23 protein-coding genes are annotated in these 25,766 nt (G+C 75.3%); 10 read left to right on the forward strand and 13 right to left on the reverse strand.

Features of this window, described 5'->3' with window-relative positions; all coding sequences use genetic code 11:
* Position 1: 1 nt before the first annotated feature.
* Both ACGF7U_RS09065 and ACGF7U_RS09070 read right to left on the reverse strand, forming a co-directional pair.
* Positions 2–2,716: an FtsX-like permease family protein gene (locus ACGF7U_RS09065; protein WP_393104591.1), complete on the reverse strand. Its 2,715-nt coding sequence runs from the start codon at positions 2,714–2,716 to the stop codon at positions 2–4.
* A 43-nt stretch (positions 2,717–2,759) separates the two neighbouring features.
* On the reverse strand, positions 2,760–5,954 hold the full coding sequence (locus tag ACGF7U_RS09070; protein ID WP_393104593.1) for an FtsX-like permease family protein: 3,195 nt from the start codon (positions 5,952–5,954) through the stop codon (positions 2,760–2,762).
* A gap of 155 nt (positions 5,955–6,109) precedes the next feature.
* Here ACGF7U_RS09070 and ACGF7U_RS09075 point away from each other — a divergent pair, with 155 nt between their 5' ends.
* Positions 6,110–6,403 (forward strand): hypothetical protein, encoded by a 294-nt coding sequence (locus ACGF7U_RS09075; RefSeq protein ID WP_393104595.1) that lies wholly within the window; start codon positions 6,110–6,112, stop codon positions 6,401–6,403.
* Positions 6,404–6,458: 55 nt separating this feature from the next.
* Here the strand turns inward: ACGF7U_RS09075 and ligD are convergent, their stop codons facing one another.
* Positions 6,459–7,484: a non-homologous end-joining DNA ligase gene (gene ligD, locus ACGF7U_RS09080; protein ID WP_393104597.1), complete on the reverse strand. Its 1,026-nt coding sequence runs from the start codon at positions 7,482–7,484 to the stop codon at positions 6,459–6,461.
* Between the two features lie 47 nt (positions 7,485–7,531).
* On the opposite strand from ligD, the gene msrB reads away from it, so the two are divergent.
* Entirely contained in the window at positions 7,532–7,945 is a 414-nt protein-coding gene (gene msrB, locus ACGF7U_RS09085) for a peptide-methionine (R)-S-oxide reductase MsrB (RefSeq protein WP_393104599.1), read from the forward strand.
* A 119-nt stretch (positions 7,946–8,064) separates the two neighbouring features.
* Here the strand turns inward: msrB and ACGF7U_RS09090 are convergent, their stop codons facing one another.
* The 3 genes from ACGF7U_RS09090 to ACGF7U_RS09100 all read right to left on the reverse strand — a co-directional run bounded on the left by ACGF7U_RS09090 (position 8,065) and on the right by ACGF7U_RS09100 (position 9,843).
* The gene (locus ACGF7U_RS09090; protein WP_393105280.1) at positions 8,065–8,724 is read right to left on the reverse strand and encodes a DUF305 domain-containing protein; all 660 of its coding nucleotides are present in this window, start codon (positions 8,722–8,724) and stop codon (positions 8,065–8,067) included.
* A complete protein-coding gene (locus ACGF7U_RS09095) occupies positions 8,709–9,449 on the reverse strand; it encodes a lytic polysaccharide monooxygenase (protein WP_393104601.1) in 741 nt (246 codons plus the stop codon). Before ACGF7U_RS09095 ends, ACGF7U_RS09090 begins: the two co-directional genes overlap by 16 nt.
* Positions 9,450–9,567: 118 nt before the next feature.
* Positions 9,568–9,843 (reverse strand): isoamylase early set domain-containing protein, encoded by a 276-nt coding sequence (locus ACGF7U_RS09100; protein WP_393104603.1) that lies wholly within the window; start codon positions 9,841–9,843, stop codon positions 9,568–9,570.
* Between the two features lie 159 nt (positions 9,844–10,002).
* On the opposite strand from ACGF7U_RS09100, the gene ACGF7U_RS09105 reads away from it, so the two are divergent.
* Entirely contained in the window at positions 10,003–10,263 is a 261-nt protein-coding gene (locus ACGF7U_RS09105; RefSeq protein ID WP_091096395.1) for a Prokaryotic metallothionein, read from the forward strand.
* A gap of 90 nt (positions 10,264–10,353) precedes the next feature.
* Here the strand turns inward: ACGF7U_RS09105 and ACGF7U_RS09110 are convergent, their stop codons facing one another.
* Together ACGF7U_RS09110 and ACGF7U_RS09115 are read right to left on the reverse strand one after the other, a co-directional pair.
* Complete coding sequence (locus ACGF7U_RS09110) at positions 10,354–10,992, reverse strand: NAD(P)-dependent oxidoreductase (RefSeq protein ID WP_393104605.1); 639 nt, start codon at positions 10,990–10,992, stop codon at positions 10,354–10,356.
* A gap of 83 nt (positions 10,993–11,075) precedes the next feature.
* The gene (locus ACGF7U_RS09115) at positions 11,076–12,017 is read right to left on the reverse strand and encodes an EamA family transporter (protein WP_393104607.1); all 942 of its coding nucleotides are present in this window, start codon (positions 12,015–12,017) and stop codon (positions 11,076–11,078) included.
* 89 nt (positions 12,018–12,106) lie between these two features.
* Here ACGF7U_RS09115 and ACGF7U_RS09120 point away from each other — a divergent pair, with 89 nt between their 5' ends.
* The 3 genes from ACGF7U_RS09120 (at position 12,107) to ACGF7U_RS09130 (ending at position 14,255) form a co-directional block, all read left to right on the forward strand.
* A complete protein-coding gene (locus ACGF7U_RS09120) occupies positions 12,107–12,607 on the forward strand; it encodes a MarR family winged helix-turn-helix transcriptional regulator (protein ID WP_393104609.1) in 501 nt (166 codons plus the stop codon).
* 19 nt (positions 12,608–12,626) lie between these two features.
* A complete protein-coding gene (locus ACGF7U_RS09125) occupies positions 12,627–13,088 on the forward strand; it encodes a GNAT family N-acetyltransferase (RefSeq protein ID WP_393104611.1) in 462 nt (153 codons plus the stop codon).
* A gap of 108 nt (positions 13,089–13,196) precedes the next feature.
* The gene (locus ACGF7U_RS09130; RefSeq protein WP_393104613.1) at positions 13,197–14,255 is read left to right on the forward strand and encodes a lytic polysaccharide monooxygenase; all 1,059 of its coding nucleotides are present in this window, start codon (positions 13,197–13,199) and stop codon (positions 14,253–14,255) included.
* 117 nt (positions 14,256–14,372) lie between these two features.
* Here ACGF7U_RS09130 and hemQ read toward each other — a convergent pair whose 3' ends face one another.
* Genes hemQ through hemE form a run of 3 tightly spaced genes read right to left on the reverse strand, consistent with a single transcriptional unit; the run spans position 14,373 to position 17,583 of the window.
* On the reverse strand, positions 14,373–15,074 hold the full coding sequence (gene hemQ, locus ACGF7U_RS09135; protein WP_393104615.1) for a hydrogen peroxide-dependent heme synthase: 702 nt from the start codon (positions 15,072–15,074) through the stop codon (positions 14,373–14,375).
* Positions 15,071–16,480, reverse strand: coding sequence for a protoporphyrinogen oxidase (hemG, locus tag ACGF7U_RS09140; protein WP_393104617.1), 1,410 nt, complete (start codon positions 16,478–16,480; stop codon positions 15,071–15,073). The genes hemQ and hemG overlap by 4 nt, the downstream gene beginning before the upstream one ends.
* 5 nt (positions 16,481–16,485) lie before the next feature.
* A complete protein-coding gene (hemE, locus tag ACGF7U_RS09145) occupies positions 16,486–17,583 on the reverse strand; it encodes a uroporphyrinogen decarboxylase (RefSeq protein WP_393104619.1) in 1,098 nt (365 codons plus the stop codon).
* A 197-nt stretch (positions 17,584–17,780) separates the two neighbouring features.
* Between hemE and ACGF7U_RS09150 the strand changes: the two genes are divergently transcribed.
* Positions 17,781–18,353: a DUF3000 domain-containing protein gene (locus tag ACGF7U_RS09150; RefSeq protein WP_393104620.1), complete on the forward strand. Its 573-nt coding sequence runs from the start codon at positions 17,781–17,783 to the stop codon at positions 18,351–18,353.
* A 16-nt stretch (positions 18,354–18,369) separates the two neighbouring features.
* Here the strand turns inward: ACGF7U_RS09150 and ACGF7U_RS09155 are convergent, their stop codons facing one another.
* Entirely contained in the window at positions 18,370–19,194 is an 825-nt protein-coding gene (locus tag ACGF7U_RS09155; RefSeq protein WP_393104622.1) for a hypothetical protein, read from the reverse strand.
* A 79-nt stretch (positions 19,195–19,273) separates the two neighbouring features.
* Positions 19,274–20,515, reverse strand: a complete 1,242-nt coding sequence (locus ACGF7U_RS09160; RefSeq protein ID WP_393104624.1) for a trypsin-like peptidase domain-containing protein — start codon at positions 20,513–20,515, stop codon at positions 19,274–19,276.
* 210 nt (positions 20,516–20,725) lie between these two features.
* Here ACGF7U_RS09160 and ACGF7U_RS09165 point away from each other — a divergent pair, with 210 nt between their 5' ends.
* From ACGF7U_RS09165 to ACGF7U_RS09175, 3 genes are all read left to right on the forward strand, one after another.
* Positions 20,726–22,054: a ribonuclease D gene (locus ACGF7U_RS09165; RefSeq protein ID WP_393104626.1), complete on the forward strand. Its 1,329-nt coding sequence runs from the start codon at positions 20,726–20,728 to the stop codon at positions 22,052–22,054.
* A gap of 267 nt (positions 22,055–22,321) precedes the next feature.
* Positions 22,322–23,518 (forward strand): thiolase family protein, encoded by a 1,197-nt coding sequence (locus tag ACGF7U_RS09170; RefSeq protein WP_393104628.1) that lies wholly within the window; start codon positions 22,322–22,324, stop codon positions 23,516–23,518.
* Complete coding sequence (locus tag ACGF7U_RS09175) at positions 23,515–25,617, forward strand: 3-hydroxyacyl-CoA dehydrogenase NAD-binding domain-containing protein (protein ID WP_393104630.1); 2,103 nt, start codon at positions 23,515–23,517, stop codon at positions 25,615–25,617. Before ACGF7U_RS09170 ends, ACGF7U_RS09175 begins: the two co-directional genes overlap by 4 nt.
* The last annotated feature ends 149 nt before the right edge of the window (positions 25,618–25,766 follow it).

A 25,766-nucleotide genomic window follows, 5' to 3' on the forward strand; every position in this document is an offset into this window, starting at 1 on the left:
GTCAGCTCTCCTCTCCGAGCCGAAGCACCTCGCCGAGGCGCATCCGGCGGTTGTTCAGGGCCTCGACGGCGACCGCGAAGCCGAGGGCGACCGCGCCGAGCAGGACGACCCCGGCCACCAGGCCGGGCTCGAACGCCACCTGGACCGGGACCCCACCGGTGAAGGCGGACAGGCCGAGCACCGGGGTGAGCAGCAGCGGCAGGATCGTCCCGACCAGCGCGCCGGTGAGCACCGAGACGCCCACCAGCGGAGCCAGCTCCACCAGCAGCAGCCCGCGCCACTGCCGGCGGGACAGGCCGAGGGTGCGCAGCCGGGACAGCACCTGGCCACGCGCCCGGGCGCCGGCCAGCACCGTGAAGGCGATCGCGAGCAGGCCGAGCACGGTCCCGCCGGCGGCGCCGGCGACGAAGCCGAAGGCGAGCACCCCGTTCGCGCCGCCGTCACCCAACCGGCGGCGGGTGTCCGCCCAGGTGAGCACGTCGACGCCGCGCGGCCGTTCGCCGCCGGTCACCGCGCCGCCGGTCTGGTACCGGGACTGGCCCTCGTCGCCAACCCGGTGCAGCGCGTCGACGTCGAGGTTGTCGCCGGCCACCACGAACCCGGTCGGCACCGGGTCGGCGGCACGGCCGGGCAGGGCCTGCCACGGCAGGACGACGAACCGGTCGCTCTCCGGCCGCAGCAGCGGGAAGGTCTCGGCACGGTCGGCGACCCGGAACTCGTACCGCTGGCCCTGCACGGTGACGAAGGCGGAGTCGGCCAGCCCGGCCTCGGCCAGGTCGGCGGCGACCGCCGGGGAGACCACCGCGGGCAGCGGGCCGGGCCGCCCGGCCGGGGCGAGCAGCGCCGCGGGTACCGGAACGTCGACGCCCGCGGACCGGGTGAGCCGGTCCAGCGCCGGGCCGTCGACCACCAGCACGTGCGCGGGACCCATCCGGGCGGCGGTGCCGGCCTCGTCCGTCGCCACCCGCTGCGCCGGCTCGTCGAGCACCGCGGCCGAGGCCCGCACCCCGGGCAGCCGCTCCAGGTGGGCGCCGGTGTCCGGGGCGAGCCGGTCGCCGGTGATCAACGCGTCGCCCGGCACGGTGCGGCTGGCGTACCGGTCCCGGCTGGCCTCGATGCCGCCGGCCAGCACCGCGCAGAACGCCGCGGTCGCCACGGCCAGCACCACCACGACCAGCGGGGTAGCCGCCGCCGAGCGGCCGGCCCGGGCGGTGCCCAGGAACGCGACGCTGCCGCGGGTGCGGGCGGCGAGCCGGCTGACCAGGCGCAGCGGCCACGGGTACGCCCGCAGCGCCAGCACCGCCGCCGCCACCGCGAGCAGCACCGGCACCGAGACCAGCAGCGGATCGACCTCGCCGAGGGTCAGGCCGCGTCGCCGCAGCAGCACGACCGCCAACCCTGCCAGCAGGAGCAGGAACGCCTCCACGGTGACCCGGCGGGCGGACGGGCGGAGCCGGACCAGGTCCCGGCGGGCCACCCCACCGGCCGGCGCCGCGAGGAGCGTGGTCACCGGCAGGGCCAGGACCAGCAGCACGGCCGCCCCGACCAGGAGCGGCGCGGTGTTCCCCACCGGCCCCGGCACCAGCGTGCCGAGCAGCGAGCCCAGCACGGCCGCCGGCAGGATCGCCAGCGCCGACTCGGCCAGGGTCCGGCGGGCGCCCACGGTGGCCGCGCCGCCACGGGCGCGCAGCAGGACGAACTCGTCGCGTCGTCGCCGGACCGCCAGCACGGCGGCGAGTGTGGTCAGCCCGGCCAGGGTCGCCAGGACACCGGCCCCGATCACCGCGAGGACGGTACGGGCGGAATCGACCGCGGCGGCGAACTCCCGCAGCGGGATGTCGGCGCCCTGGACGAGGGTACGACCGGCCGGGACCTCCCGGGTCATCCGTTGCAGGCTGTCGATCGTCTCGGTCAGGTTGAGGAAGCTGACGCCGTCGGTACCCATCCGGTAGCGCCAGGTGAACCGCACCGGCAGACCGGCCGCGGCCTGACCGTCCAGGGCCGCGGGCCCGACCACCCCGACGCCCACGAACGGCTGCGCGTCGCCCGGCGGCTCGATGACCTCCAGCAGCGACGGCAGCCCGGCCCAGATGCCGTCCGCGGGGTCGGTGGGCGCGAACACGCCGACCACGGTCACCGGGGTGACCACCTGCGGGCCGTCCGGGCCGGTCGGCCGCAGCACCAGGCGGCTGCCGACGCGCAGGTTGAACCGCCGGGCGACCTTCTCGCTCAGCGCCATCTGCACCGGCTCGCCCTCGGCCCAGCCGTCCTCGGGCCAGCGGCCGTCGACCAGCCGGCCGGCCTCCTCGATCCCCGGCGCGACGCGCAGGCTGAGATCGACCAGGAGGTTCCTCGCCGCCAGGTCCGGGCCGACCAGCCGGCGCGGGGCGTACTCCTCGGCCGCGTACCAGCGCTGCTCGATCGCCTCCCGGACCCGCGGCGGCATGCCGGCCTGCAGCGTGTCCAGCTCGGCGCGGTGCAACCGCGTCACCGAACGATCGCCCCGGCTGAAGGTGAGCGGCGCCGAGGAGTAGGTCAGGTCGCGGCGGGCGGCCGGCTGGCCGGCCAGGTGCTCGTGCAGCCCCGCTTCGCTGAGGTGGTTGACGATCCGGGGCGTGCCGCTGATCAGCAGCGTGACGACCAGCGCCAGCATCCCGAGGAGCAGGAACTGCCCGCTGTGCGCCCGTACCCGGCGGGCGACCGCGCCGATGCTCACCACGTTCCCCCTCCGCTCCTGGTCGTCTCCGCGTACCACCCGGTCACCGGTCTCCCCCGATCCGCAGCTGCGCCACGGCGACCCGGTGCCGGATGCCGAGGGCGATGAACGCGCTGAAGGCGAGCGCCGCCAGCAGCAGGCCGAGCGCGGTCGCGCCGATCGGCGTCCAGGGCAGCACGAAGGCCGCCTCGGGCACCGGCCGGCCGGCGGACGGCGTGAGGATGACCAGCGGGGCCATGGTGGCGCCGACCGCCGCGCCGAGCAGCAGCCCGACCCCGACGCCGATCCCCGCCAGGAAGGTCTGCTCGGCCAGCAGCGCCCGGGCCAGCAGCCGGGGGCTGGCGCCCAGCGTGTGCAGCACGGCGAACTCCCCCAGCCGGTGCCGGGCGGTCGCCCACACGTCGACGATCAGCCCGACCAGGGCCAGCAGCACCGAGCCCAGCGCCGCGGCGAGCAGGCCGGTGCGGGTGCCCTGCCAGTACGGGTCGGCCGCGGCCCGCTCGGCCACCTCCCGCCGGTCCAGCAACGTGGTGCCGGCCAGCTCCGCCGCCGCGCGGACCGCCGCGTCGTGCCCGCCGTCGTCGGTCCGCAGCCACCACTCGGTCACCGGGCGGACCGCGCCCCGGTGTCGGATCAGCCAGTCCGTGGTCGCCGGCAGGTCCAGCAGCACGCCCTCCCCGACGGTGGACGGCACCTTCGCCACCTCGCCGACCAGGATCACCGGCACCGTGGCGCCGGACAGCGGCAGGTCGACGGTGTCCCCGATCCGCAGGCTCAGCGCCTCGCGGACCCCCGGGGTCACCAGTGCCGGCACCGGCCGCTTCTCACCCGCCGGCACCACCACGAAGCGGCTCGACGGCTGGAACGCGAACCGGCCGCCCGCCAGGTACTCGACCTCCATCCCGCCGCTGAGTCCGGTGGCCCGGACGGTCGCGGTCAGGCCGCTGCGCGCGCCGTTGGTGCTGATCCAGTCACCGTCGAGCTGCGCCGGCCGGGCCGCGCCGTCGGCGCCGACCAGTCGCAGGTCGGCCACTGTCAGGCCGTACGCCCGGCCGCGCGCGTCCCCGGCGTCGGCCTCGAAGCCGGCGAGCCGCAGGACTCCCGCCCCCTCGGGGAGCGCGACGGTGAACGGCACCGGCCGTCCGTCGCTGCCGGCGCTGGCCACCGGCAGCCGGAAGGCCAGCCCGTCCGCCCGGGTGAGCAGCACCGACACCCCGACCCGGTGCGGCGCCACGGCGTCGCGGACCGGGGTGCGTACCGTGCCGGTGAGCGAGCGGGTCCCGGCGGGCAGGTCGACGCCGGTCGGCGCGCCGCGGGCCCGGGTCAGCCGGTCCAGCAGCGCCGGCACCGGCTCGCCGGCCAGCCGCTCGTTGAGCCGCACGAGGCCGGCCGCGTTCGCCGCGTCGAGGGCCACCACGGTGGTCGGCAGGTCGTCACGGCCGACGCGGATCTCGTCCCGCGCGGCCGGCAGCAGCCGCTCGACACCGGGCAGCGCCGCGAGTTGCCCGGCCCGTCCGTCCGGGGCGACCCCGGCGCGCTCGACCATCCGCAGGTCGGCGCCGACGGTGTGGTCGGCCTGGTCGGCCTGGGAGCGTTCGCCGGTGGTGACCAGGGACCAGGCCAGGGTGCTGCCGCCGACGGCGAGCGCGAGCAGCAGCACCGGGCCGGCGTGCGGCCGGCGGCCCGCCTGCCACATGCCGAAGATGGTCGCCGTCCACGGCCGGCGGTCGACGAACCGCTCGGCGAACCGGGTCGCCGGCGGCAGCACCCGCAGCGCCACCACCGCGCCGGCGAGCACGCCGAGCGTCGGGGCGGCGACCAGCAACGGGTCGACCCCGAACCGGCCGCCGGCCCCGGTGACCGGCGAGGAGTACTGCCGCAGTTGGGTCCAGGCCAGCACCGCGAACCCGACCAGCACGAGGTCGACGCTGGCCCGCTGTACGGCGGCGGCCCGGGTCGGACGGGACCGGGCGGCCATGTCGGCGACGTACGTGCCGGCCCCGCGCAGCGTGGGGACGACCATCGCGACCAGGCAGCCGGCGGCGGTGGCGGCGGCGGCCGCCCAGACCAGCGTGGTGTTGCCGGGGGTGAGTGCCAGCCCGGCCGGCCCGTCGGCACCCACCTGCCGCAGCGCCTCGCCGGCGATCAGCGGCCCCAGCACGGCCGCCGGTAGGACGACCAGCGTCGCCTCCCGGGCGGCGAGGCCGGCCAACTGTCGTCGCGCCGCGCCCCGCGCCCGCAGCAGGGCCGTCTGGCCCCGCCGGTCCTCGTGCAGCAGCGCGGCGACCAGCACCAGCGCGTACCCGCCGAGGACCACGATCAGCAGCAGCGGCGTCGCCAGCGAGGAGCGGCCGACCAGGTCGGCCCGGGCGACGCGGTCGAGGAGCCCGTCGATCGCCGTGACGGTCTGCGCCGAGGAGCCCAGCCCGGCGGCCTCGGGCACCTCGGCGACGGCGGCGGTCAGCGCCTGCCGCGCGTCGAGCAGCCGGCCGGCGCGGGCCACCGCCGCGAGGTCCGGCTCGACCACCCAGGACGCCGACACCGCGCCCGGGTAGGTGGCGACGAAGTCGGCCCGGTCCAGCACGAACGGCCCGTACGAGGTGCCGGGGTCCGCCGCGCTGCCGGCGCCGGTTCCGGGCGCCAGCCGCCAGTACGGGTCGGCCGGGTCGCGCGGGCGCCACGTCCCGACGAGCACCACCTCGCTGGACCGGTCGGACCGGCGGTCCAGCATCGGCACCCGGTCGCCGACGGTCATCCCGAGCGCGGCGGCGATCTTCTCGGGCAGCGTCACCTGCACCGGGGACGCCCCGGGCGCGGGCCACGCGCCGCTGCTCAGTTCCGCGTAGCGGGGCAGGTCGTCGAGGGTCACGAGGCTGGCGAAGACGGGGTCGTCGCCCTCCCGGACGACCGGGCCCAGGTCGCCGGTCAGCTCCCGCCCGTCGCCGTACCGGGCGGCGTTGACGGTGACCGGCGCCCCGCCGAGGCCGGCGGCGAACCCGTCGCGGACCGCCCGGTCGCGGGTGGCGAACTCGGCCGCGTCCCGGCCGGCCGCGCCGCTGACCAGCAGGCTGCGCTCCTCGAAGGACGCCCCGGTGAGCAGGGCGCGCTGGCCGGCCTCGACGGCCCGGCGGTTGTAGTCGGAGAGCCCGGTCACCAACGCGACCGCCACGAGGGCCGCGACCACCGCGGCGAGCAGCAGCCCCCGTGCCTCCCGGGCCCGCCTCCACACCAGCTTCATCCGACGCCCTCCCCTGGCCCCCTCGGGCCGACGATCAGGGAGAGCGGCGACGGGCCGGGAAAGGTTCGCGCCCGTTACATGATCGTTATCCGGCCGGCCTCACCCGGGGAAGCGCGGGGCGGGCGGGGATGGCGGCGCTGTGCTTCCATCGCCGGATGGAGATCGCCCTCATCGCGCTCATGGTCGCCGTCGTCACGCTGCTCGCCGCCCAGCTGCCGGGCACCGCGCAGCAGACCCGGACCGCCTACCGGCTCACCGAGATCGAGCGTCGGCTCCAACTCGTGATGGACCACCTGGGCGTGGTGGACCCCTCGCCCGTGCCGCCGGAGGTCCGCGACCACCTGGCCCGGGGCGACAAGATCAAGGCCATCGCGGCGTACCGGAAGGCGACCGGCGCGGACCTGCGCTCGGCCAAGGAGGCCGTCGAGAGGTTCGCCGACGGGCGCTGACGGCCGCGTCGTCCGGCGGCCGGACGACCGCCCGGACCACGGCGGCACGCGCCGGTCAGCGGGGGCGGTCGCGGTCCTTGGAGGGCTGCACCCGCTTCGGCTCGCCGGGCATCTTCGGGTGGTCCGGCGGGTACGGCATGTCGCCCTGGCCGGCGGCGGCGTCCCGGTCGGCCCACTCCAGCAGCGGGCTGATGTCCCACGCCGCCTCGTCGATGCCGGCGTGCGGGTCGCCGCGCTCGGCCAGTCGGGCCGGGACGGTGCGCAGGTCGAAGTCGTCGGGGTCGATGTCGGGCAGCTCGTCCCAGGTGACCGGGGTGGAGACGGTGGCCCGGGCGTTGGCCCGCAGCGAGTAGGCGCAGGCGATCGTGCGGTCCCGGGCCATCTGGTTGTAGTCGACGAAGACGCGGGCGCCGCGCTGCTCCTTCCACCAGGCGGTGGTGACCAGCTCCGGCCGCCGCCGCTCCAGCTCCCGGGCCAGCGCGATGGTGGCCCGACGCACCTCGGTGAACGTCCAGCGGGGCGCGATCCGCAGGTAGACGTGCACGCCGCGACCGCCGGAGGTCTTCGGCCAGCCGGTGAGGCCCAGCTCGTCGAGGAGCCCCCGCAGCTCCCCCGCGGCGGCGACCGCGTCGGCGAAGTCGGTGCCGGGCTGCGGGTCGAGGTCGATGCGCAGCTCGTCGGGGCGGTCGACGGCGGCGGCGCGCACGGGCCACGGGTGGAACACGATCGTGCCCATCTGGGCGGCCCAGACCACGTGGGCCAGGTCGGCCGGGCAGAGCTCCGCCGCGCTGCGGCCGCTCGGGAAGCTGATGGTGGCGGTCCGCACCCACGGCGGCACGCCCCGGGTGGGCACCCGCTTCTGGAAGAACATCTCCCCCTCGACGCCCTCGGGGAAACGCTGCAACGTGGTGGGGCGGTCGCGCAGGGCGCGCATGATGCCGTCGCCCACCGCCAGGTAGTAGTGGAAGACGTCGGCCTTCGTGAAGCCGCGCTGCGGGAAGATGATCCGCTCCGGGCTGGTCAGCCGTACGGTGTGCCCGGCCACCTCGATCTCTTCGGCCGCGGCCTTCGTGCCACCCATTGCGCGACCATATGCCACACCCCCGACGTCCGGCGTACCGTTGGCGGGTGAGTCTTGACGAGAGCGAACTGCCCCGCACCGAGGAAGAGTGGCGGGTCCGGCTCAGCCCCGAGGAGTTCCGGGTGCTGCGGGAGGCCGGCACCGAGCGCCCGTGGACCGGCGAGTACGTCGACACCAAGACGCCGGGGATCTACCGCTGCCGGGCCTGCGGCGCGGAGCTCTACCCGAGCGACACGAAGTTCGACTCGCACTGCGGGTGGCCCAGCTTCGACGACGCCATCCCCGGCGCGGTCAAGGAGATCGAGGACCGCAGCCTGGGGATGAGCCGCACCGAGATCCGCTGCGCGCGCTGCGACAGCCACCTCGGTCACGTCTTCCGGGGCGAGGGCTTCACCCCGAAGGACACCCGGCACTGCGTCAACTCCGTCTCCATCCGGCTGGAGCCGCGCGCCGACGGCTGAGGCGCACACCTTTGACGGCGGCGGCCCGGGAGGATCGGGCCGCCGGGAGCGACGGCGGGGAGGTCAGGCCCGTCCGAGGGCGCGCGCCGGGGGCAGGCCATATCCCTGGCGGCCCGGTGTCAGGCCCGCCGGGCCGCCGCCAGGCCGGTCATCAGCGAGACCTCGGCCGTACGGGACCGCTCGACGCGCCGGGCGAGGTCGCGTACCCGCGCGTCGGCGCCGACCGTCTGGTGCGCCCGGGCCAGGTCGGCGGCCGCGTCCTGGTGCGGGGCGAGCAGGTCGAGCAGGACGCGGTCGACCGCCCCGTCCGGGGCGGCACGCAGGCGCGCCATGTCCTCGGCGGCGATCCCGTGCCCTCCGTGGTCGTGCCGGCGGACGGCCTCGGCCACGGCCGGCCCGGCGTCCCGCAGCCAGCCGCGCATCGTGGCGAGTTCGTCGGACTCGGTGACCTCGATGGCGGCGACCAGGGTGCGCAGCTTCGGGTCGGTCACCCGGTCGCGGCTGAGCCGCACCATCTCCAGCGTCTGCTCGGTGTGTGCCGCCAACGTGGCCAGGAAGACCACGTCCAGGCCGCTCAGCGCGGTGGTCGCGGAAGCCCCCGGGGGCGCGGGGGCGGGCGCCGCCGGGGCGGTCCGCGCGGTGCAGCCGGGCACCAGCAGCAGGGCGGCGAGCAGGGCGACCGTGGGCAGCCGTCGCATCGCGTACTCCGATCCGGGGGTGGTGACGGGTGCGGCGGGCGCCGAGGCGGGCCGCACCCGTCCGGTCAGACCTGGGTCCAGAGCGCCGGCACGTTCGGCGGCTCCCAGCCGGGGATCGCCGTGTGCGCCTGGCGGCAGCGGTACGTCAGGCCGCCGTAGGTGACCTGGTCACCGATCTGGTACGCCCGCCCCGTCGTCCACGTGCCCCCCGGCGCGGGCGGGGTGGTCGGGGCGGCGGTGGGGGTCGCGGTGGGCGACGGGGCCGGCGTCGTCGGGGTGGGCGACGGGTTGCCGCCCCCGCCGACCTGGAGGTCCACGCAGGAGTAGAACGCGTTGGCGGTGTCCGCGATGTTCCACACGGCGAGGACCTTCTGCCGCCCCGGGTAGCCGCCCAGGTTGACGGTGTGCGAGACGGTGGCCCCGGGCTGCTGCCCACCGCCGTTGAAGACGGCCACCCGGGTCCCGCCGATGAAGTACTCCCAGTTGCTGGTGGCGTGCCGGGCCGTGTTGGTCCAGGTGAACGTCACCGAGGAGCCGACCGAGGTGGCGGGCCAGCCCCGGCTGTCGTCGTTCAGGACGGCGAAGTGGGCGATGCCGGCGTGGCAGTTGCGCAGCCCCTTCGGGCCCTCCACGCTCTGCGGCTCGTACTTGATCTGCCCGCAGTCGGGGACCCGGCCCTGGGCGCAGAGGGCCTGGCGGCTCGGCGGCCCGGAGACGTAGCCGTGGGCCTGGGCGGGCGCCGCGAGGGCCAGGGTGGAGACGACGGCGCCCGTCGCCACGAGCGGGATCGTGATTCTTCGGCGCATGGTGGCAGCTCCTTAGCGCTTCGGGCCGGTGAGGTGCTACCCAACATAAATTAAACCTTGTTAACAGTAAAGACTCCTGTCGATAAAAACATCGACGAGCCTGAACCGCCCGCGCCCGTCAGAGCAGCAGCAGGCTGCCCCGCTCGTCCACCCGGTCGGCGGACTCGTCGTCCAGCCACACGCCGCCGCTGGCGAGATAGCGGAATCGGTACTCGCCCGGACCGAGCCGCACCGTGACCGTGCGGGTGCCGTCGCGGCGCGGGACCAGCTCGTGCCGCCCCGGCTCCCACCCGTTGAAGCAGCCGACCACGCTGACGGTGCCGGGCGGAGTGTCGCGGGGCAGGCTGAAGGTGACCCGGGTCTGGTTGCCGAAGAGCTTGTTCCGCTTGATCATGTCGTCTTCCTCCGGGGTGTTACGCGGTCACCGGGTACAACGCCCGACACGCCGGGGGCGACACGCCGCCGGTTCGGGCCGGATTGCCCGTTTCGACCGGCGGATCCGCGCCCATGCCTCAGGCTGGGGGAAACATGTCCTGTTTCGGGGGGTTATGTCGTGGCAACCTGCGAGGTCTGCGGTAACGACTACTGGATGGCGTTCGAGGTCCGGACCGTCAGCGGCGACGTGCACACGTTCGACTGCTTCGAGTGCGCCGTGCACAAGATGGCGCCGATCTGCGAGCACTGCCAGATCAAGATCGTCGGACACGGGGTGGAGGTGTCCGGCCGGTTCTTCTGCTGCGCGCACTGCGCCCGCGCGGAGGAGGGCGCCCAGGGCGCCGAGATCCGCGACGCCGTCGGCGCCCGGCCGGCGTGACCGGGCGGTCGCCACACCGCCGCTCCCCCGCGCACCAGGCGCGGGGGACCCGCCACCGGGCCGGCACGACACACCCGCCGAGCGCCGCCGTCAGTACCCGACGGTGAACCTCGCCCGGTGGTGCCTCGGCCGCTCGGCCTCGTCCAGCAGCGCCACCGCCAGGTCCTCGTACGAGATGGTCGAGGCACCGTCCGCGCCGACCACCAGGGTGTCGGTGCCCAGCCGGTAGCGGCCGGTGCGCTCCCCGGGCACGAGCAGCGCGGGCGGGCTCAGGTAGGCCCAGTCGGCCTCGGGGTCGGCCTGGCACACGTCGAGCTGGTCCCGGCAGGCCAGCGCGATGGCCCGCCACTCGGCGGGAAAGGCCGGATCGTCGACGACGGCGCCACCGCCCGCGCCCGGGACGGTCAGGGTCGCGGCGCCGCCGACCAGCAGCAGCCGTACCCCGGTCCGGGCGACACCGGCCAGCAGTGCGCGGGTGACCGTGACCAGGTCGGCCTCCCGGCCGGGCGCCGGGCGGGTGGCGCCGATCACGAGGTCCCGGCCGGCGCTCAGCGCGGCCACGTCCTCGACGTCGGCGGCGTCGCCCCGCGCGACGACGGCGCCGGCCGGCAGGTCCGGGGCGCGCGCCGGATCGCGGACGACCGCGGTGACGAGGTGACCGCGGGCCGACGCCTCGGCGGTGATCCGGCGGCCGGCGTTGCCGGCCGCTCCGAAGACGGTGATGTGCATGGCTCTCCTGTCGGGATCTGTCCGGTGTGGCGGGGCGGCGCCCCGTTGGCTGGTGGCTGACCGGTTCACGGTCGATCGGCCGCTCACCCGCCGGAGTTGGACGCGGTGGCCGCCGAGGGCGGGGCGGCCGACGGGGACGCGGTGGCCGCCGGAGGCGGGGCGATGTCCGGGGACGGGCGGGGCCGGCGGGACTGCGTCACGATGGCGGCGAGGACGACCGCACCGCCCAGCAGCTGCGCGGCGGTGAGCCGCTGGTCGAGCACGAGCCAGCCCAACGCCGTGGCCACCAGCGGGCTGAGCAGGCCGAGGAAGGTGACGGTGGTGGGCGGGAGGGCGCGGATGCCCCGGAACCAGAGGGCGTAGGCGAGGGCGGAGCCGACGAACGTCAGGTAGCCGTACCCGGCCAGGTTCCCCGTCGTCAGCGCCGGTGGCGGCCCCTCGACCAGCACGGCGACCGGGATGAGCAGCAGGCCGCCGGCGGCGAGCTGCCAGCCCGTGGTGGCCAGCAGGGGCGCCGACGACGACCACCGCTTGCTGAGCACCACCCCGACGGCCATGACCACCGCGCCACCGAGGGCCGCGACGACGCCGACGCCGTCGAGGCGGGCGTCCGCCCGCAGCACCAGCAGCCCCACCCCGGCCACCCCGGCGGCGCCGGCGAGCACGGTGCGCGGGGTCAGCCGGTCGCCGAGCACACCGGCGGAGAGCGCGGCGACCAGGAGCGGCTGCACCGCGCCGACGGTCGCGGCGACGCCGCCCGGGAGCCGGTACGCGGCGACGAACAGCAACGCGAAGAAGAAGCCGATGTTCAGGGCGCCGAGCACCGCCGCGCGCCACCACCACGCCCCACTGGGCAGCCGCCGGGTGACCGCGATCAGGAGTAGGCCGGCGGGGAGGGCGCGCACCACGGCGGCCAGCAGCGGGCGCTGCGGGGGCAGCAGTTCGGTGGTGACGAGGTAGGTGGTCCCCCAGATCGCCGGGGCCAGCGCGGTCACGCCGAGGATGAGCGTTCGTTTACTTAGCACTGAGACAAATTATCTCAGCGCTAAGGTAAATGGTGCCCTGCCGCGTATGAACTACCTCACCGCTAAGGCACCGCTGCTAGGGTGGGCGGATGGCTGATCACGTCGACCGGGTGCTGGAGCAGTGGGCCGCCCAGCGACCGGATCTGGACGCCTCCCCGATGGGGGTGTTCGGTCGCCTGTCCCGGCTGTACCGGATCGCCGGGGCGGAACTGGACCGCACGTTCAGCGCGCACGGCCTCGACTCCGCGTCCTTCGACGTGCTCGCCACCCTGCGCCGCAGCGATCCGCCGCACCGGCTGACCCCGACCCAGTTGATGCGCTCGTCGATGGTCACCTCCGGCGCCGTCACCCAGCGGCTCGACCGGCTCGAGGCGCGCAACCTGGTGACCCGCACCCGCAGCGACACGGACGGCCGCGCGGTGCAGGTCGCCCTCACCGACGAGGGCCTGGCGCTCATCGACCGGGTCCTGCCCGACCACGTCGCCACGGAGCAGCGGCTGCTCGCCGCGCTCACCGGGACGCAGCGCGACGCCCTCGCGGACACCCTGCGGACCCTGCTGGAGTCCCTCGGCGACACGCAGGGCCGGTGAGTCGATCTAGGATCGCCGCATGCCACCGCAGCACCTTGCGATCCGGATCGCCCGCTTCGCCGACCTGGACGCCCGCACCTTCCACGACCTGCTCCGACTCCGGATCGACGTGTTCGTGGTCGAGCAGGCGTGCCCGTACCCGGAACTCGACGGGCGCGACGTCGAGCCCGGCACGCGGCACCTGTGGCTCGACGACGACGGCGCGCCGGTCGCGTACCTGCGGATCCTCGACGACCCGGGCGGCCTGGCGCGGATCGGGCGGGTGGTGGTCGCGCCACGGGCGCGCGGTGGCGGGCACGCCGGCCGGCTGATGACGGCGGCCCTGGAGGTGGTCGGCGGACGCCCGTGCGTGCTGGAGGCCCAGTCCCACCTGGTCGACTTCTACGCCCGGCACGGCTTCGCCGTCAGCGGCCCCGACTACGTCGAGGACGGCATCCCGCACACGCCGATGCGCCGGGAAGGCATTGACCAAATCCGATAAATATGGCAGCCTCCGGGCAGAGCCGTCACGGAGCCACGCAACGCGCACGGGAGGGGCAACTCCCGGCCGTCCGGGCGTCGTCGTCCGACTTCTCCCACCGGGGGCTCCATGTCCACTCACCTCCGATCATCCCGCCCGGGGTGGCTGCTCGCCGTCGCGGCGACCGCCGCCCTCCTGCTGGCCACGGCCCTGGCCAACCCGGTCTCGGCGCACGGTTCCGTGGTCGACCCGGCGTCCCGCAACTACGGCTGCTGGCAGCGCTGGGGCAGCGACTTCCAGAATCCCCGGATGGCCACCGAGGACCCGATGTGCTGGCAGGCCTGGCAGGCCAACCCGAACGCCATGTGGAACTGGAACGGGCTGTTCCGCGAGGGCGTCGCCGGCAACCACCAGGCCGCCATCCCGGACGGCCAGCTCTGCTCCGCCGGCCGGACCGAGGGCGGCCGCTACAACGCCCTCGACGCGGTGGGCGCCTGGAAGGCCGCCCCGGTCTCCAGCAGCTTCCGGGTCCGCCTGCACGACCAGGCCAGTCACGGCGCCGACTACATCCGGGTGTACGTGACGAAGCAGGGCTACAACGCTCTCACCGAACCGCTGGGCTGGGACGATCTGGAACTGGTCGGTCAGATCGGTAACACCCCGGCGTCCCAGTGGAAGCCGGAGACGAGCGGCGTCTCCATCGAGATCCCGGCGAACGCGCCGGGGCGGACGGGTCGGCACGTCGTCTACACGATCTGGCAGGCCAGCCACCTGGACCAGTCGTACTACCTGTGCAGCGACGTCGACTTCTCCGGCGGGCCGACCAGCCCGCCGCCGACCACTCCCCCGCCCACCACGCCGCCGCCGACGACTCCGCCGCCGGCCGGGGCCTGCTCGGCGACGTACCGGGTCACCGGCCAGTGGGCCGGCGGGTTCCAGGGCGAGGTGCAGGTGACCGCGGGCGGCGGGGCCGTCAGGGGCTGGTCGGTGACCTGGACCTACGCCGACGGCCAGCAGGTCACGTCGGCGTGGAACGCCACCGTGACCACCAGCGGGACGCGGGTCACCGCGCGCAACGCCAGCCACAACGGGGCGCTCGGGGCCGGGGCGAGCACCACGTTCGGCTTCCTCGGCTCGTGGTCCGGCACCAACAGCACACCGACGCTCACCTGCACGACCGTGACCTGATCCGCACCGGAACCCCGGCCGGGGCCGCGTCCCACTCCCTCCGGGCGCGACCCCGGCCGGCCCGCGCCCACGCTCCGCCCGGGGCACTCCGGGCGGGGCGCCGGGGCGCGGCCCGGGTCAGACGAGGCAGTTGACGATGTCGGCGATCGAGCGGCGGCGGCCCGTGTAGAACGGGATCTCCTCCCGGACGTGCCGGCGGGCGCCGGAGCCCCGCAGGTCGCGCATCAGGTCGACGATGCGGTGCAGCTCGTCGGCCTCGAACGCGAGCATCCACTCGTAGTCGCCGAGGGCGAACGAGGCGACAGTGTTGGCCCGCACGTCGGGGTAGCCGCGGGCCATCTTGCCGTGCTCCGCGAGCAGCTCGCGCCGCTCGGCGTCCGGCAGCAGGTACCACTCGTACGAGCGGACGAACGGGTAGACGCAGAGGTACGGCCGCGCCTCCTCGCCGGCGAGGAACGCCGGGATGTGGCTCTTGTTGAACTCCGCTGGGCGGTGCAGGGCCATCTGGGACCAGACCGGGGTGAGCGCCCGCCCCAACGTGGTGCGCCGGAACCGCAGGTAGGCGTCCTGGAGGGCGTCGCTGGACGCGGAGTGCCACCAGATCATCAGGTCCGCGTCGGCGCGCAGGCCGGAGACGTCGTACGTGCCGCGGACGACCACGTCCTTGCCGGCCAGCTCCTCGAAGAGGGCCTCGACCTCGCCGGTGACGTTCTCGCGCAGCGACGGGAGCGGGCTGCTGGCCCGGTACACCGACCACATGGTGTAGCGGATGCTGGCATTGAGCTCCCGCAGCCGGGCCGCGTTGGTCTGCTCGGTCATGTCCCCGATCCTCCCAGTGCTGTGATGATCTCTTCGGCCGCCGTCTCGCCGGAGCGGACGCAGACCGGGATGCCGACCCCGTCGTACCCGGCGCCGGCCAGGACGAGCGTCGGGTGGTTCGCCCGCAGCACGGCCCGCGCGGCGGCCACCCGGCCGGAGTGCCCCGGGGTGTACTGCGGCAGCGACCCGCCCCAGCGCTGCACGTGCCCGGCGACCGGGGCGGGCAGCGACACACCGAGCACCGCCGACAGCTCCCGGTGCACCGTGGCGGCCAGGTCCTCGTCGGTGCGCTGCACCTGACGCTCCTCGCCGTACCGGCCGACGGAGGCGCGGACCAGCGCCAGCCCGTCGGCCCGGCGCAGGTGCCCCCACTTCGTGGTGAAGAAGGTCGACGCCTTGATCAGCAGACCCTCGGTGCTGGGCACCAGAAAACCGGACAGCTCCGGCAGCCGCGGCTCGGGCAGCGCCAGGGTGACCAGCGCGACGCTGGCGTAGTCCAGCCCGCCGACGTCCGCCGCCGCCCCCGGGGCACAGCCGGCGAGCAGCCGGGCCGCCGGTCGGGCCGGCACGGCCAGGACCACGGCGTCGACGTCGACCAGCTCCGGGTCGCGGGTCGGGCCGACGGTCAGCCGCCACCCGGCCCCGGTCGGGGCAAGCTCGCGTACGGCCGCGCCCCGCCGGACGGTTGCCCCGCTGGCCGCCGTCGCGGCCTCGACCAGCGTGCTGAGCCCGCCGGCCAGGGTGCCGAAGACCGGCGCGCCCGGAGCCCGGGGGGCGGCGGCCTGCGCGGCGCGCACCGCGCCCACCAGGGTGTGCTCCACCCGGGCCGCCCGGGCCAGCGCCGGCATCGTGGTCACCAGGGACAGGTCGTCGGCCCGGCCGGCGTAGACGCCGCCGAGCATCGGGTCGACCAGCCGGTCGACCACCTCGTCGCCGAACCGGGCCCGGACCAGCGCGCCGACCGGGACGTCCTCGTCCGCGCCGAGCAGCGGCCGGCCCGCGTCGACGTCGGCGTCCGCCGCCGGGCGCGCGACCGCGGCAACCTTCTCCAGGTCCCCGGGTACGCCCACCAGCGTTCCGCCGGGGATCGGGCGCAGCCCGCCGTCCACGACGAGCGCGGCCTGCCCGACGGCGGGGTGCACGATCCGATCGCCCAGGCCGAGTCGACGGACCAGGGCCACGGCGGCGGACTCGCCCCCGGCCGGGTCGCGCATGAGGAACGACTCGGCGCCGAACTCCACCGGCGAACCGGCCAGCTCGCCGGTACGCAGCTTGCCCCCGAGCGCGCCGGACTGCTCGTAGACGGTGATCTCGGTGTCGGCGGGGGCGCGGTCGCGCAACCGGACCGCCGCGGCCAGCCCGGCGATCCCGCCGCCGACCACCGTCACCCGCCACGGCGCCCGCATGCCGCTCAGCCCCGGTCGGCCGGCTGCGCGGACAGCTCGTGCACCAGGGCCACCACCCGCGTCAACACGTCGGGGTCGGTCTCCGGCAGCACGCCGTGCCCCAGGTTGAACACGTGTCCGGGCGCGGCCCGGCCCTGCTCCAGGATCCGCAGCACCTCGCCCTCGACAACCGGCCACGGCGCGAGCAGCACGCACGGGTCGAGGTTGCCCTGCACGGCCTTGTCCGGGCCGATCCGGCGGGTCGCCACGTCCAGCGGCGTACGCCAGTCGACGCCGACCACGTCGGCGCCGGCCTCGCCCATCGCCCCGAGCAGCTCGCCGGTGCCCACCCCGAAGTGGATGCGGGGCACGCCCGTGTCGGCCAGCCCGGCGAGCACGGCCGCCGAGTGCGGCTGCACGAAGTTGCGGTAGTCGGCCTCGGAGAGCGCGCCGGCCCAGGAGTCGAAGAGCTGCACCGCGGAGACCCCGGCGGCGATCTGAACCCGCAGGAACGCCAGCGTCACCTCGGCCAGCCGGGCGCAGAGCGCGTGCCAGAGCTCCGGCTGGCCGTACATCATGGCCTTGGTCTTCGCGTGGGTCCGCGACGGGCCGCCCTCGACGAGGTAGCTGGCCAGGGTGAACGGCGCGCCGGCGAAGCCGATCAGCGGGGTGTTGCCCAGCTCGGCGACGAGCATCCGGACCGCCTCGTCCACGTAGGAGACGTCGTCGCGGGTGATGGACCGGATCCGCTCCACGTCGGGCAGGGTGCGGACCGGCTCGGCGACCACGGGGCCGGTGCCGGGCACGATGTCGAGATCCACCCCGGCGGCGGCGACCGGCACCACGATGTCGCTGAACAGGATCGCGGCGTCGACCCCGTGCCGACGTACCGGCTGGAGGGTGATCTCGGTGACCAGCTCGGGGCGGCGGCAGGACTCCAGCATTGCCACGTTGGCCCGGATCTCGCGGTACTCCGGCAGTGACCGGCCGGCCTGCCGCATGAACCAGACCGGGGTGTGCGGGACGGGCAGGCGCCGGCAGGCCCGGACGAAGGGCGAGTCGGCCGGTCCGCCGGGGCGGGAGTCTTCGTCTCGGGCGTCGTCGCCCGTCGTGGTGGTGGTCATCGCGGCCATCGTGCCACGCGGCGCCTTCGCGACAGCGGGCAGCGCCGCCTTTTGTGACCCCCGTCAGCCCGGCGGCGACGGCGCCCCCGGCGGCCCCGTCCGCCGTGGGCGTGGGGCCGGCGTCGCCGGGCCGCGGGACGGCCGGCACCGGCGCGCCGTTTCCGGCGGTGGCCGGTCGCCGGGCATAGGCTGCCGGCATGGCCCCCCCGACCGCGCTCCCCGAGACCTTCGCCCGCGCGGTCGCCGGGCTGCGGTCCGCGGCGCCCCGGCCGGAGATCGTGTTGGAGGAGGTCGGCGCGCCGCAGCGCCTGGCCCCGTACGCCTTCGCGCTCTCCGCCGCCGTCGTGCGCGACGGCGACGAGGTGGCCTCCGGGCGGCTGATCCTGCTGCACGACCCGGCGGGGCACGAGGCGTGGCAGGGCACCCTGCGGCTGGTCACCTACGTGACCGCGGAGTTGGAGGTCGACCTGGCCGCCGACCCGCTGCTGCCCGGGGTGGGCTGGACGTGGCTGACCGACGCCCTGGACGCGCAGGACGCCGGTCACCGCGCGATCGGCGGCACGGTCACCCAGACCATGTCGACCCGGTTCGGCGACCTGGCCGGGCCGCCCGCGGCCGGCGACATCGAGATCCGCGCCTCCTGGACCCCGGTCGACGACGACCTCGCCCCGCACCTGCTCGCCTGGTGCGCGCTGCTGGCCTCGACCGCCGGGCTGCCACCGCCCGGGGTGACCGCGCTGCCGGAGCGTCGCCCCGCCGGCGCGGCCTGACCCCGCGACGGTCACCTCAGAGGTAGCGCTCGGCCTCGTTGCAGATCTTGTCCATGCCCTGGACCGCCCTGTCGTAGGCCGCCTTGTTGCCGTTCGCCGCCGCGGCGAGGGCCGTGGTCAGCTTGTCGAGGCAGTTGGCGATGACCTTCTTCTGCCGGGCCTGCTCGTCCCGGTCGTTGCGGGTGCCGGTGAGGTCCTGCTCGGTGTCGTCCAGCTTGTCCCGCACGGCCTGGAGGTCGGCCTTGAGCTTCTCGATCTCCTTGCCGTTCGCCGCGATGGTGCCGTCCCGCTGGCTGACCTCGCTGGCCATCTTCTTCTCGGTGCGGCCCAGCTCGTTGTTGGTCGACACGAACAGGCCGGTCATGACCCCGCCGAGGACGAAGAGCAGCCCGGCCACCACCGCCAGGACCAGCACCTTCCGGCTCTTGCCGGCGCCCGCCGCGGGAGCGCCGAAGGGCGGGGCGGAGCCGGGCGGGGCGGACATCGGCTGCCCGAAGGCCGGCCCCGACGCCGGGGGCACGGACATCGGCTGCCCGAAGGCCGGCGGGACGGAGACCTGACCGGCGGGAGCCGGCGTGCCGGCCGGGCCGTAGCCGGAGCCGGCCGGCGGCGCCGACTGCGGGTAGCCCGCGGACCCGGCCGGCGGCGCCGACTGCGGGTAGCCGGCGCCGGGCTGGGCGCCGTACTGCTGCGGCGCGGCCTGGTCCGGGGTGTGCTGGCGGGGGGTGCCGTAGGTGGTGCCGTACGGCGTGCCGCCCGACGGCGGCTGACCGGGCGCGGCCGGCGGCTGCGAGGGGTACGGCGGCGGGAAGCCGCCCGGCCCGGTCGGTGGCTGGGACATGTCGTTCTTCCTCCACGTGAGCTGGTCGCGGCGACGGTGGCCGCCGGACCGGGTGGGTACGGTGCGAAAGCTGACCGGGTCAGCAGATCTTGAAGCCGTCGCAGGCGACCTTGATCGGCACGGCCAGGCCGATGCCCTCGGCGTCGCGGGCCTTGGCGGTGGCGATGCCGACCACCTGCTTGCTGCCGTTGATCACCGGGCCGCCGGAGTTGCCGGGGTTGATCGGGGCGTCGAACTGGATGACGGGGCCATCCCCGCCCCCGGCCTGGCGGAAGGCGCTCACCACGCCGGTGGTGACGCTGTCCTCCAGGCCGAGCGGCGCGCCGACGACCACGATCTGCTGCCCGGACTTCACGGCGGCGGGCGCGGCGACCAGGCCGGTGAACTTGCCGGTGGTCCGCAGGTGGGCGACGTCGTTCGCCTCGTCGACCCGGACGATGGTGGCCGGGAAGCGCTGGTCGGTGCGCTCCAGGAAGACCTCCCGCTCACCGGCCTCCCAGAGCGACTCGACCACGTGGTAGTTGGTGAACAGGTTGGTGCCCCCGCCGGCGGCCGGCTTGCCGATCGCGAACGCCGTGCCGGTGGAGTTGCCGGCCCGGACCCGGAACACGCTGGGCAGCACCGCGCTGGCGACGGCCTCCGGGTTGAACGCGGCGCCGGCCTGCTTCTCCAGCGCCTGGGTCCGGTTCTCCAGCCCGTCGAGCCGGGTCCCGTCGCCGGCCTGTGCCGCGTCCAGCCGGCGGTCGGTGTCACCGAGCCGGTCGGAGAGCCGGTGGATCTGGTACGCCTGGACGCCGGTCACCACGGCCAGCAGCCCGGCGAGCACGAGCGCGGTGACGGTCAGCCAGCGGCCGCGGGGGGCCGGCGCGCCGGTCTGGACGGCGCCGGCCGGGTACGGCTGGGCGGGCCCGCCGACCGGCGGCTGCCCGGGAACCGACGACTGTCCGGGCACGGAGGACTGCCCGGGGAGGGACGGCTGGCCGGGATTGCCCGGGGACGGCTGCCCGGCGGCCGGGGGCCAACCGGCGCCCGGGGTGGTGCCGGCAGGCGTCGGGCTGCCCTGCGGCGCCGGGGCGGCGGACGGCGCGGCACCGTGCCCCCAGCCGGCGGGGGCGGCCGGCGCTGCCGGCGCGGCACCCCACTGGCCCTGCTGCGGCGGCGGCGACCAGGTGGCGCGCGGCGCGGCGGGAGCCTGCCCCGGGGCGTGCTGCGAGTACGCCGGCGCGGCCGGCTCGATCCGGGGCGGCAGCGGCCCCGGCCGGTAACCCCCGTCGCCCGGCCCCGCCGGGCCCGTGTCCGCCGACCCGTAGCCAGCAGTCATGATCGCCTTGCCCTCCCCGTAGACGCTCCGCAGTGTGCGCAGTGCCCCGATGATGCCGCACCGGCGCAAACGGCTCGATGGACCGTACCTGCGTGAACGGGGTTTGTCTTCCCCGATGTCCGGCTCGCGGAAGGACCCGCCCGGTCGTCCCACCGACACACACCGGACCGGCTGCACCCGCCGGATCCCGTCGCGCACTAGGGTTGTCAGGTGACCGACGAACCACCCCTGCGCCGTCGGGCCGCCGAAAGCCGTACGGGAAACGAAGCACACCGCCCGCCGTCGGCCCGGCCGGAGCCGGAGGACGCGGGGACCGAACCGAACGCCGACGGGCCCGTACCGCTGACCGCGCCACGCGAGGGCACACCCCAGCCGGCGGCCACGCCGGACGAGCTCGCCGAGGTCGTGGCCCGCTTCGCCGCCGGCACCGGCCCGGTCGCGCTCGACGCCGAGCGGGCCTCGGGCTACCGCTACAGCCAGCGGGCCTATCTGGTGCAGCTGCGCCGGGCCGGCTCGGGCACGGCGCTGATCGACCCGCTGCCGCTGCCGGACCTGGGCGCCCTCGACACGGTGATCGGCGAGGCCGAGTGGGTGCTCCACGCCGCCAGCCAGGACCTGCCCTGCCTGGCCGAGCTGGGACTGCGCCCGCGCCGGCTCTTCGACACCGAACTGGCCGCCCGGCTGGCCGGATTCGAGCGGGTCGGCCTGGCCGCGCTGACCGAGCAGCTACTCGGCTACAGCCTGGAGAAGCACCACTCGGCGGCCGACTGGTCGACCCGGCCGCTGCCGGAGTCCTGGCTGACCTACGCCGCGCTGGACGTGGAGATGCTGGTCGACCTGCGCGACGCGCTGGACGAGGAGTTGACCCGGCAGGGCAAGTCCGCCTGGGCCGCCGAGGAGTTCGCCGCGCTCGTGCGCACCGGCGCCCGGCCGCCCCGGGTCCGGGCCGAGCCCTGGCGGCGCACCTCGGGCATCCACCGGGTGCGCGGGGCGCGTGCCCAGGCGCGCGTGCGGTCCCTCTGGTACGCCAGGGACCAGATCGCCGCCCGGCGGGACGCCGCCCCGGGGCGGGTGCTGCCCGACTCGGCCATCGTCGCGGCGGCCGAGCTGGACCCGAAGGACGAGAAGACGCTGCTCACCCTGCCCGGCTTCGGCGGGCGCTCGGTGCGGCGGCTGGCCCGCACCTGGCTGGCCGCGCTGGACGACGCCCGGCAACTGCCGGAGGACGCGCTGCCGGTCGCGCCGACCGTCGAGGGCCCCCCGCCGCCGCACCGCTGGGCCGAGCGGGACCCGGTGGCGGCGGCCCGGCTGACCCGGTGCCGGGAGGTGGTGGTCCGCATCGCCGGGGCGCACAACCTGCCCCCGGAGAACCTGATCGCCCCCGACTCGATCCGCCGCCTGGCCTGGGTCCCCCCGGAGGAGGTCACCGAGGAGACCGTGGCGGAGACCCTCCGCGGCTTCAACGCCCGCGAGTGGCAGATCGCGCTCCTCCTTCCCGGCCTCACCGGAGCCCTCCAGGACCCACCTCCCGCTCCCTGACCCGCCCCGTCCCGGCCCGCGCCGTTGGTCATGCGCCTGTCGCCGACGCGGCGTGTCGCGACGGCATGATCAACGAGCCGGGGCGGCGGGAGAGGGCAACGGACGGGCATTCCGGGAGGGTGTGGGGTTGACCACACGGGGGCGGGTGCCGGGGATGGTTACTGGCGAGTAGCATCCGGGAGAACACGCCCGTGCCGGCGACCTTGATTCCGTCCGTGGTGCGCCTGTCGGCGCGGCGGCCGGATCATGGTCGAAAAGGAGGCTCAAGTGCCCCGTGAAGTCCGGGATGTCGTCTTCGTCGACGGCGTCCGCACCCCCTTCGGCAAGGCGGGTGGCATGTACGCCAACACCCGCGCCGACGACCTGGTGATCCGCTGCATCCGCGAGCTGCTGCGCCGTAACCCGCAGCTGCCGCCGGAGCGGGTCGAGGAGGTCGCCATCGCCGCCACCACCCAGATCGGCGACCAGGGCCTGACCATCGGCCGGACCGCCGCCCTGCTGGCCGGCCTGCCCAAGACCGTCCCCGGTTTCGCGATCGACCGGATGTGCGCCGGCGCGATGACCGCGGTGACCACCGTCGCCAGCGGCATCGCCATGGGCGCGTACGACGTCGCCATCGCCGGAGGCGTCGAGCACATGGGCCGCCACCCGATGGGCGAGGGCGTCGACCCGAACCCGCGGATCGTCGCCGAGAAGCTGGTCGACCCGTCCGCCCTGGTCATGGGCGCCACCGCGGAGAACCTGCACGACCGGGTGCCGCACATCACCAAGGAGCGCACCGACGCCTTCGCGCTCGCCTCGCAGCAGAAGACCGCCAAGGCGTACGCCAACGGCAAGCTCCAGGACGACCTGGTGCCGATGGCGATCCGTGACGCCGACGGCGGCTGGGGCCTGGCCACGGTGGACGAGGCGCCGCGGGACACCTCGCTGGAGAAGCTCGCCACCCTGAAGACCCCGTTCCGCCCGCACGGCAAGGTCACCGCGGGCAACGCGGCCGGCCTGAACGACGGCGCCACCGCGAGCCTGCTCGCCTCCGAGGACGTCGCCCGTGAGCTGGGCCTGCCCGTCGCCATGCGGCTCGTCTCGTTCGGCTTCGTCGGCGTCGAGCCCGAGGTGATGGGCGTCGGCCCGATCCCGTCGACCGAGAAGGCGCTGCGCCTCGCCGGGCTGAGCATCGACGACATCGGCCTGTTCGAGCTGAACGAGGCGTTCGCCGTGCAGGTGCTCGCCTTCCTCGACCACTTCGGCATCGCCGACGACGACCCCCGGGTCAACCCGTGGGGCGGCGCGATCGCCATCGGTCACCCGCTCGCCTCCTCGGGCGTACGGCTGATGACCCAGCTCGCCCGGCAGTTCGCCGAGCACCCGGAGGTCCGCTACGGCCTCACCGCCATGTGCATCGGCATCGGCATGGGCGGCACCGTGATCTGGGAGAACCCCCACTGGGAGGGTGGAGACAAGTGAGCGCGCTCGCCGCACCGAACGAGGTCGTCACCAGGGCGCTGCTGCGCCAGGTGAACGTACCGGGGCTGGACCGGCCGGCCGCCCTGATCACCCTGGACAACGGCTTCGACCACACCAAGCCGAACAGCTTCGGCCCGGGCGGCCTGACCAGCCTGGACGAGGCCATCACCGCCGCGGTGGCGGCCGACCCGGCGTTCATCGCGGTCACCGGCAAGCCGTACGTCTTCTGCGTGGGCGCGGACATCACCAGCCTCCCGCAGCTCGCCGACCGCGAGCAGGCGCTGGAGATCGGCCGGCTCGGCCACCGGGTCTTCGCCCGCCTCAGGGACAGCGAGATCCCGACCTTCGCCTTCGTCAACGGCGCGGCGATGGGCGGCGGCCTGGAGCTGGCCCTGCACTGTCACTACCGGACGCTCTCCGGCGGCGCGGCGGCGCTGGCCCTGCCCGAGGTCTCCCTCGGTCTGGTTCCCGGCTGGGGCGGCACCCAGTTGCTGCCGAACCTGATCGGCATCCCGGCGGCGACCCAGGTGATCATCCAGAACCCGCTGATGCAGAACAAGATGCTCAAGCCGAAGCAGGCCGCCGAGATGGGCATCGCGGACGTGCTGCTGGAGCCGGCCGACTTCCTGGAGCGGTCCCTGGAATGGGCCGCCGGCGTCGTGCGGGGCGAGGTCACCGTGACCCGGCCCGAGGTCGACAAGGACATGTGGGCGGGCGTGCTCTACTTCGCCCGGCAGACCCTGGACCAGCGGCTGCACGGCGCGGTCCCGGCCGCGTACAAGGCGCTGGACCTGCTGGAGACGGCGAAGGACGCCGACTTCGCCACCGGCACCGCCGCCGAGGACGAGGCCCTCGCGGACCTGGTCTTCTCCGAGGAGCTGCGCAGCGGCCTGTACGCCTTCGACCTGGTGCAGCGGCGGGCCAAGCGGCCGGCCGGCGCGCCGGACAAGGGCCTCGCCCGCCCCGTCACCAAGGTCGGCATCGTCGGCGCCGGCCTGATGGCCAGCCAGCTCGCCCTGCTCTTCGCCCGCCGCCTCCAGGTGCCGGTCGTCATGACCGACCTGGACCAGGCCCGGGTCGACAAGGGCGTCGGCTACGTGCACACCCAGATCGAGAAGGCCGTCAGCAAGGGCCGGATGGACAAGGGCACCGCCGCCAAGCTGTACGGCCTGGTCAGCGGCGCGGCGAAGGCAGAGGCCTTCGCCGCGGCACAGCCGGGCCAGCTCACGTCGTTCGCTGACTGCGACTTCGTCATCGAGGCCGTCTTCGAGGACCTGGCCGTCAAGAAGCAGGTCTGGGCCGAGCTGGAGAAGATCGTCAAGCCGGAGGCGGTGCTGGCCACCAACACCTCCTCCCTGTCGATCACGGCCATGGCGCAGGAGCTGGAGCACCCCGAGCGGGTGGTCGGCTTCCACTTCTTCAACCCGGTCGCGGTGCTGCCGCTGCTGGAGATCGTCCGGGGCGAGCGGACGGACGACGCCACCCTCGCCACCGCGTTCGCGGTGGGCAAGCAGCTGAAGAAGTCCTCGGTGCTGGTCAAGGACGCGCCGGCGTTCGTGGTCAACCGGCTGCTCACCCGCTTCCTCGGCACGGTCTTCGCCGCCGTCGACCAGGGCACCCCGCTGGACGTCGCGAACAGCGCGCTGGACCCGCTGGGCCTGCCGATGCGCCCGCTCGCCCTGCTCCAGCTCGTCGGGCCGGCCGTCGCGTACCACGTGGGCGGCACCCTGCACGCCGCGTTCCCGGACCGGTTCGCGGTCAGCGAGAACCTCAAGCGGATCGCCGACTCCGGCCAGCCGATCGTCGTCGACGACGAGGTCAACGCCGAGGTGGCGAAGCTGCTCGTGGTCGGCGACCAGCCGCTGACCGCGGAGCAGGTGCGCCAGAACGCGCTCGACGCGCTGGCGCAGGAGATCCGCCTCATGCTCGACGAGGGCGTCGTCGCCGAGGCGCAGGACGTCGACCTGTGCATGATCCTCGGTGCCGGCTGGCCGTTCCACCTGGGCGGCGTCACGCCGTACCTGGACCGGACCGGCACCTCCGAGCGGGTCACCGGCCGGCGGTTCCTGCCGCACGGGGTTGCCAGCCTGCCCGCCTGATCCACACCGCTCCCCCGCGTTCGCGGTGGTCGCCCCGTCCCGCTTGGATGGTGGCGGCCACCGCGATCGTCGTTGCGGCCGATACGGTCGGGATCGGGACAGCGGTACCGTGCCGTGGCTGGCTACGATCACCCGTTCGCACCCTCGCC

The organism is Micromonospora sp. NPDC047670, assembly GCF_043204915.1.
Taxonomy (GTDB): domain Bacteria; phylum Actinomycetota; class Actinomycetes; order Mycobacteriales; family Micromonosporaceae; genus Micromonospora.

Coding starts and splice junctions, on each gene's coding strand:
- ACGF7U_RS09070 (WP_393104593.1), bottom strand. CDS start 5,954: ATGAAGCTGGTGTGGAGGCGGGCCCGGGAGGCACGGGGGCTGCTGCTC.
- ACGF7U_RS09075 (WP_393104595.1), top strand. CDS start 6,110: ATGGAGATCGCCCTCATCGCGCTCATGGTCGCCGTCGTCACGCTGCTC.
- ligD (WP_393104597.1), bottom strand. CDS start 7,484: ATGGGTGGCACGAAGGCCGCGGCCGAAGAGATCGAGGTGGCCGGGCAC.
- ACGF7U_RS09095 (WP_393104601.1), bottom strand. CDS start 9,449: ATGCGCCGAAGAATCACGATCCCGCTCGTGGCGACGGGCGCCGTCGTC.
- ACGF7U_RS09100 (WP_393104603.1), bottom strand. CDS start 9,843: ATGATCAAGCGGAACAAGCTCTTCGGCAACCAGACCCGGGTCACCTTC.
- ACGF7U_RS09110 (WP_393104605.1), bottom strand. CDS start 10,992: ATGCACATCACCGTCTTCGGAGCGGCCGGCAACGCCGGCCGCCGGATC.
- ACGF7U_RS09120 (WP_393104609.1), top strand. CDS start 12,107: ATGGCTGATCACGTCGACCGGGTGCTGGAGCAGTGGGCCGCCCAGCGA.
- ACGF7U_RS09125 (WP_393104611.1), top strand. CDS start 12,627: ATGCCACCGCAGCACCTTGCGATCCGGATCGCCCGCTTCGCCGACCTG.
- ACGF7U_RS09130 (WP_393104613.1), top strand. CDS start 13,197: ATGTCCACTCACCTCCGATCATCCCGCCCGGGGTGGCTGCTCGCCGTC.
- hemQ (WP_393104615.1), bottom strand. CDS start 15,074: ATGACCGAGCAGACCAACGCGGCCCGGCTGCGGGAGCTCAATGCCAGC.
- hemG (WP_393104617.1), bottom strand. CDS start 16,480: ATGCGGGCGCCGTGGCGGGTGACGGTGGTCGGCGGCGGGATCGCCGGG.
- hemE (WP_393104619.1), bottom strand. CDS start 17,583: ATGACCACCACCACGACGGGCGACGACGCCCGAGACGAAGACTCCCGC.
- ACGF7U_RS09150 (WP_393104620.1), top strand. CDS start 17,781: ATGGCCCCCCCGACCGCGCTCCCCGAGACCTTCGCCCGCGCGGTCGCC.
- ACGF7U_RS09155 (WP_393104622.1), bottom strand. CDS start 19,194: ATGTCCCAGCCACCGACCGGGCCGGGCGGCTTCCCGCCGCCGTACCCC.
- ACGF7U_RS09160 (WP_393104624.1), bottom strand. CDS start 20,515: ATGACTGCTGGCTACGGGTCGGCGGACACGGGCCCGGCGGGGCCGGGC.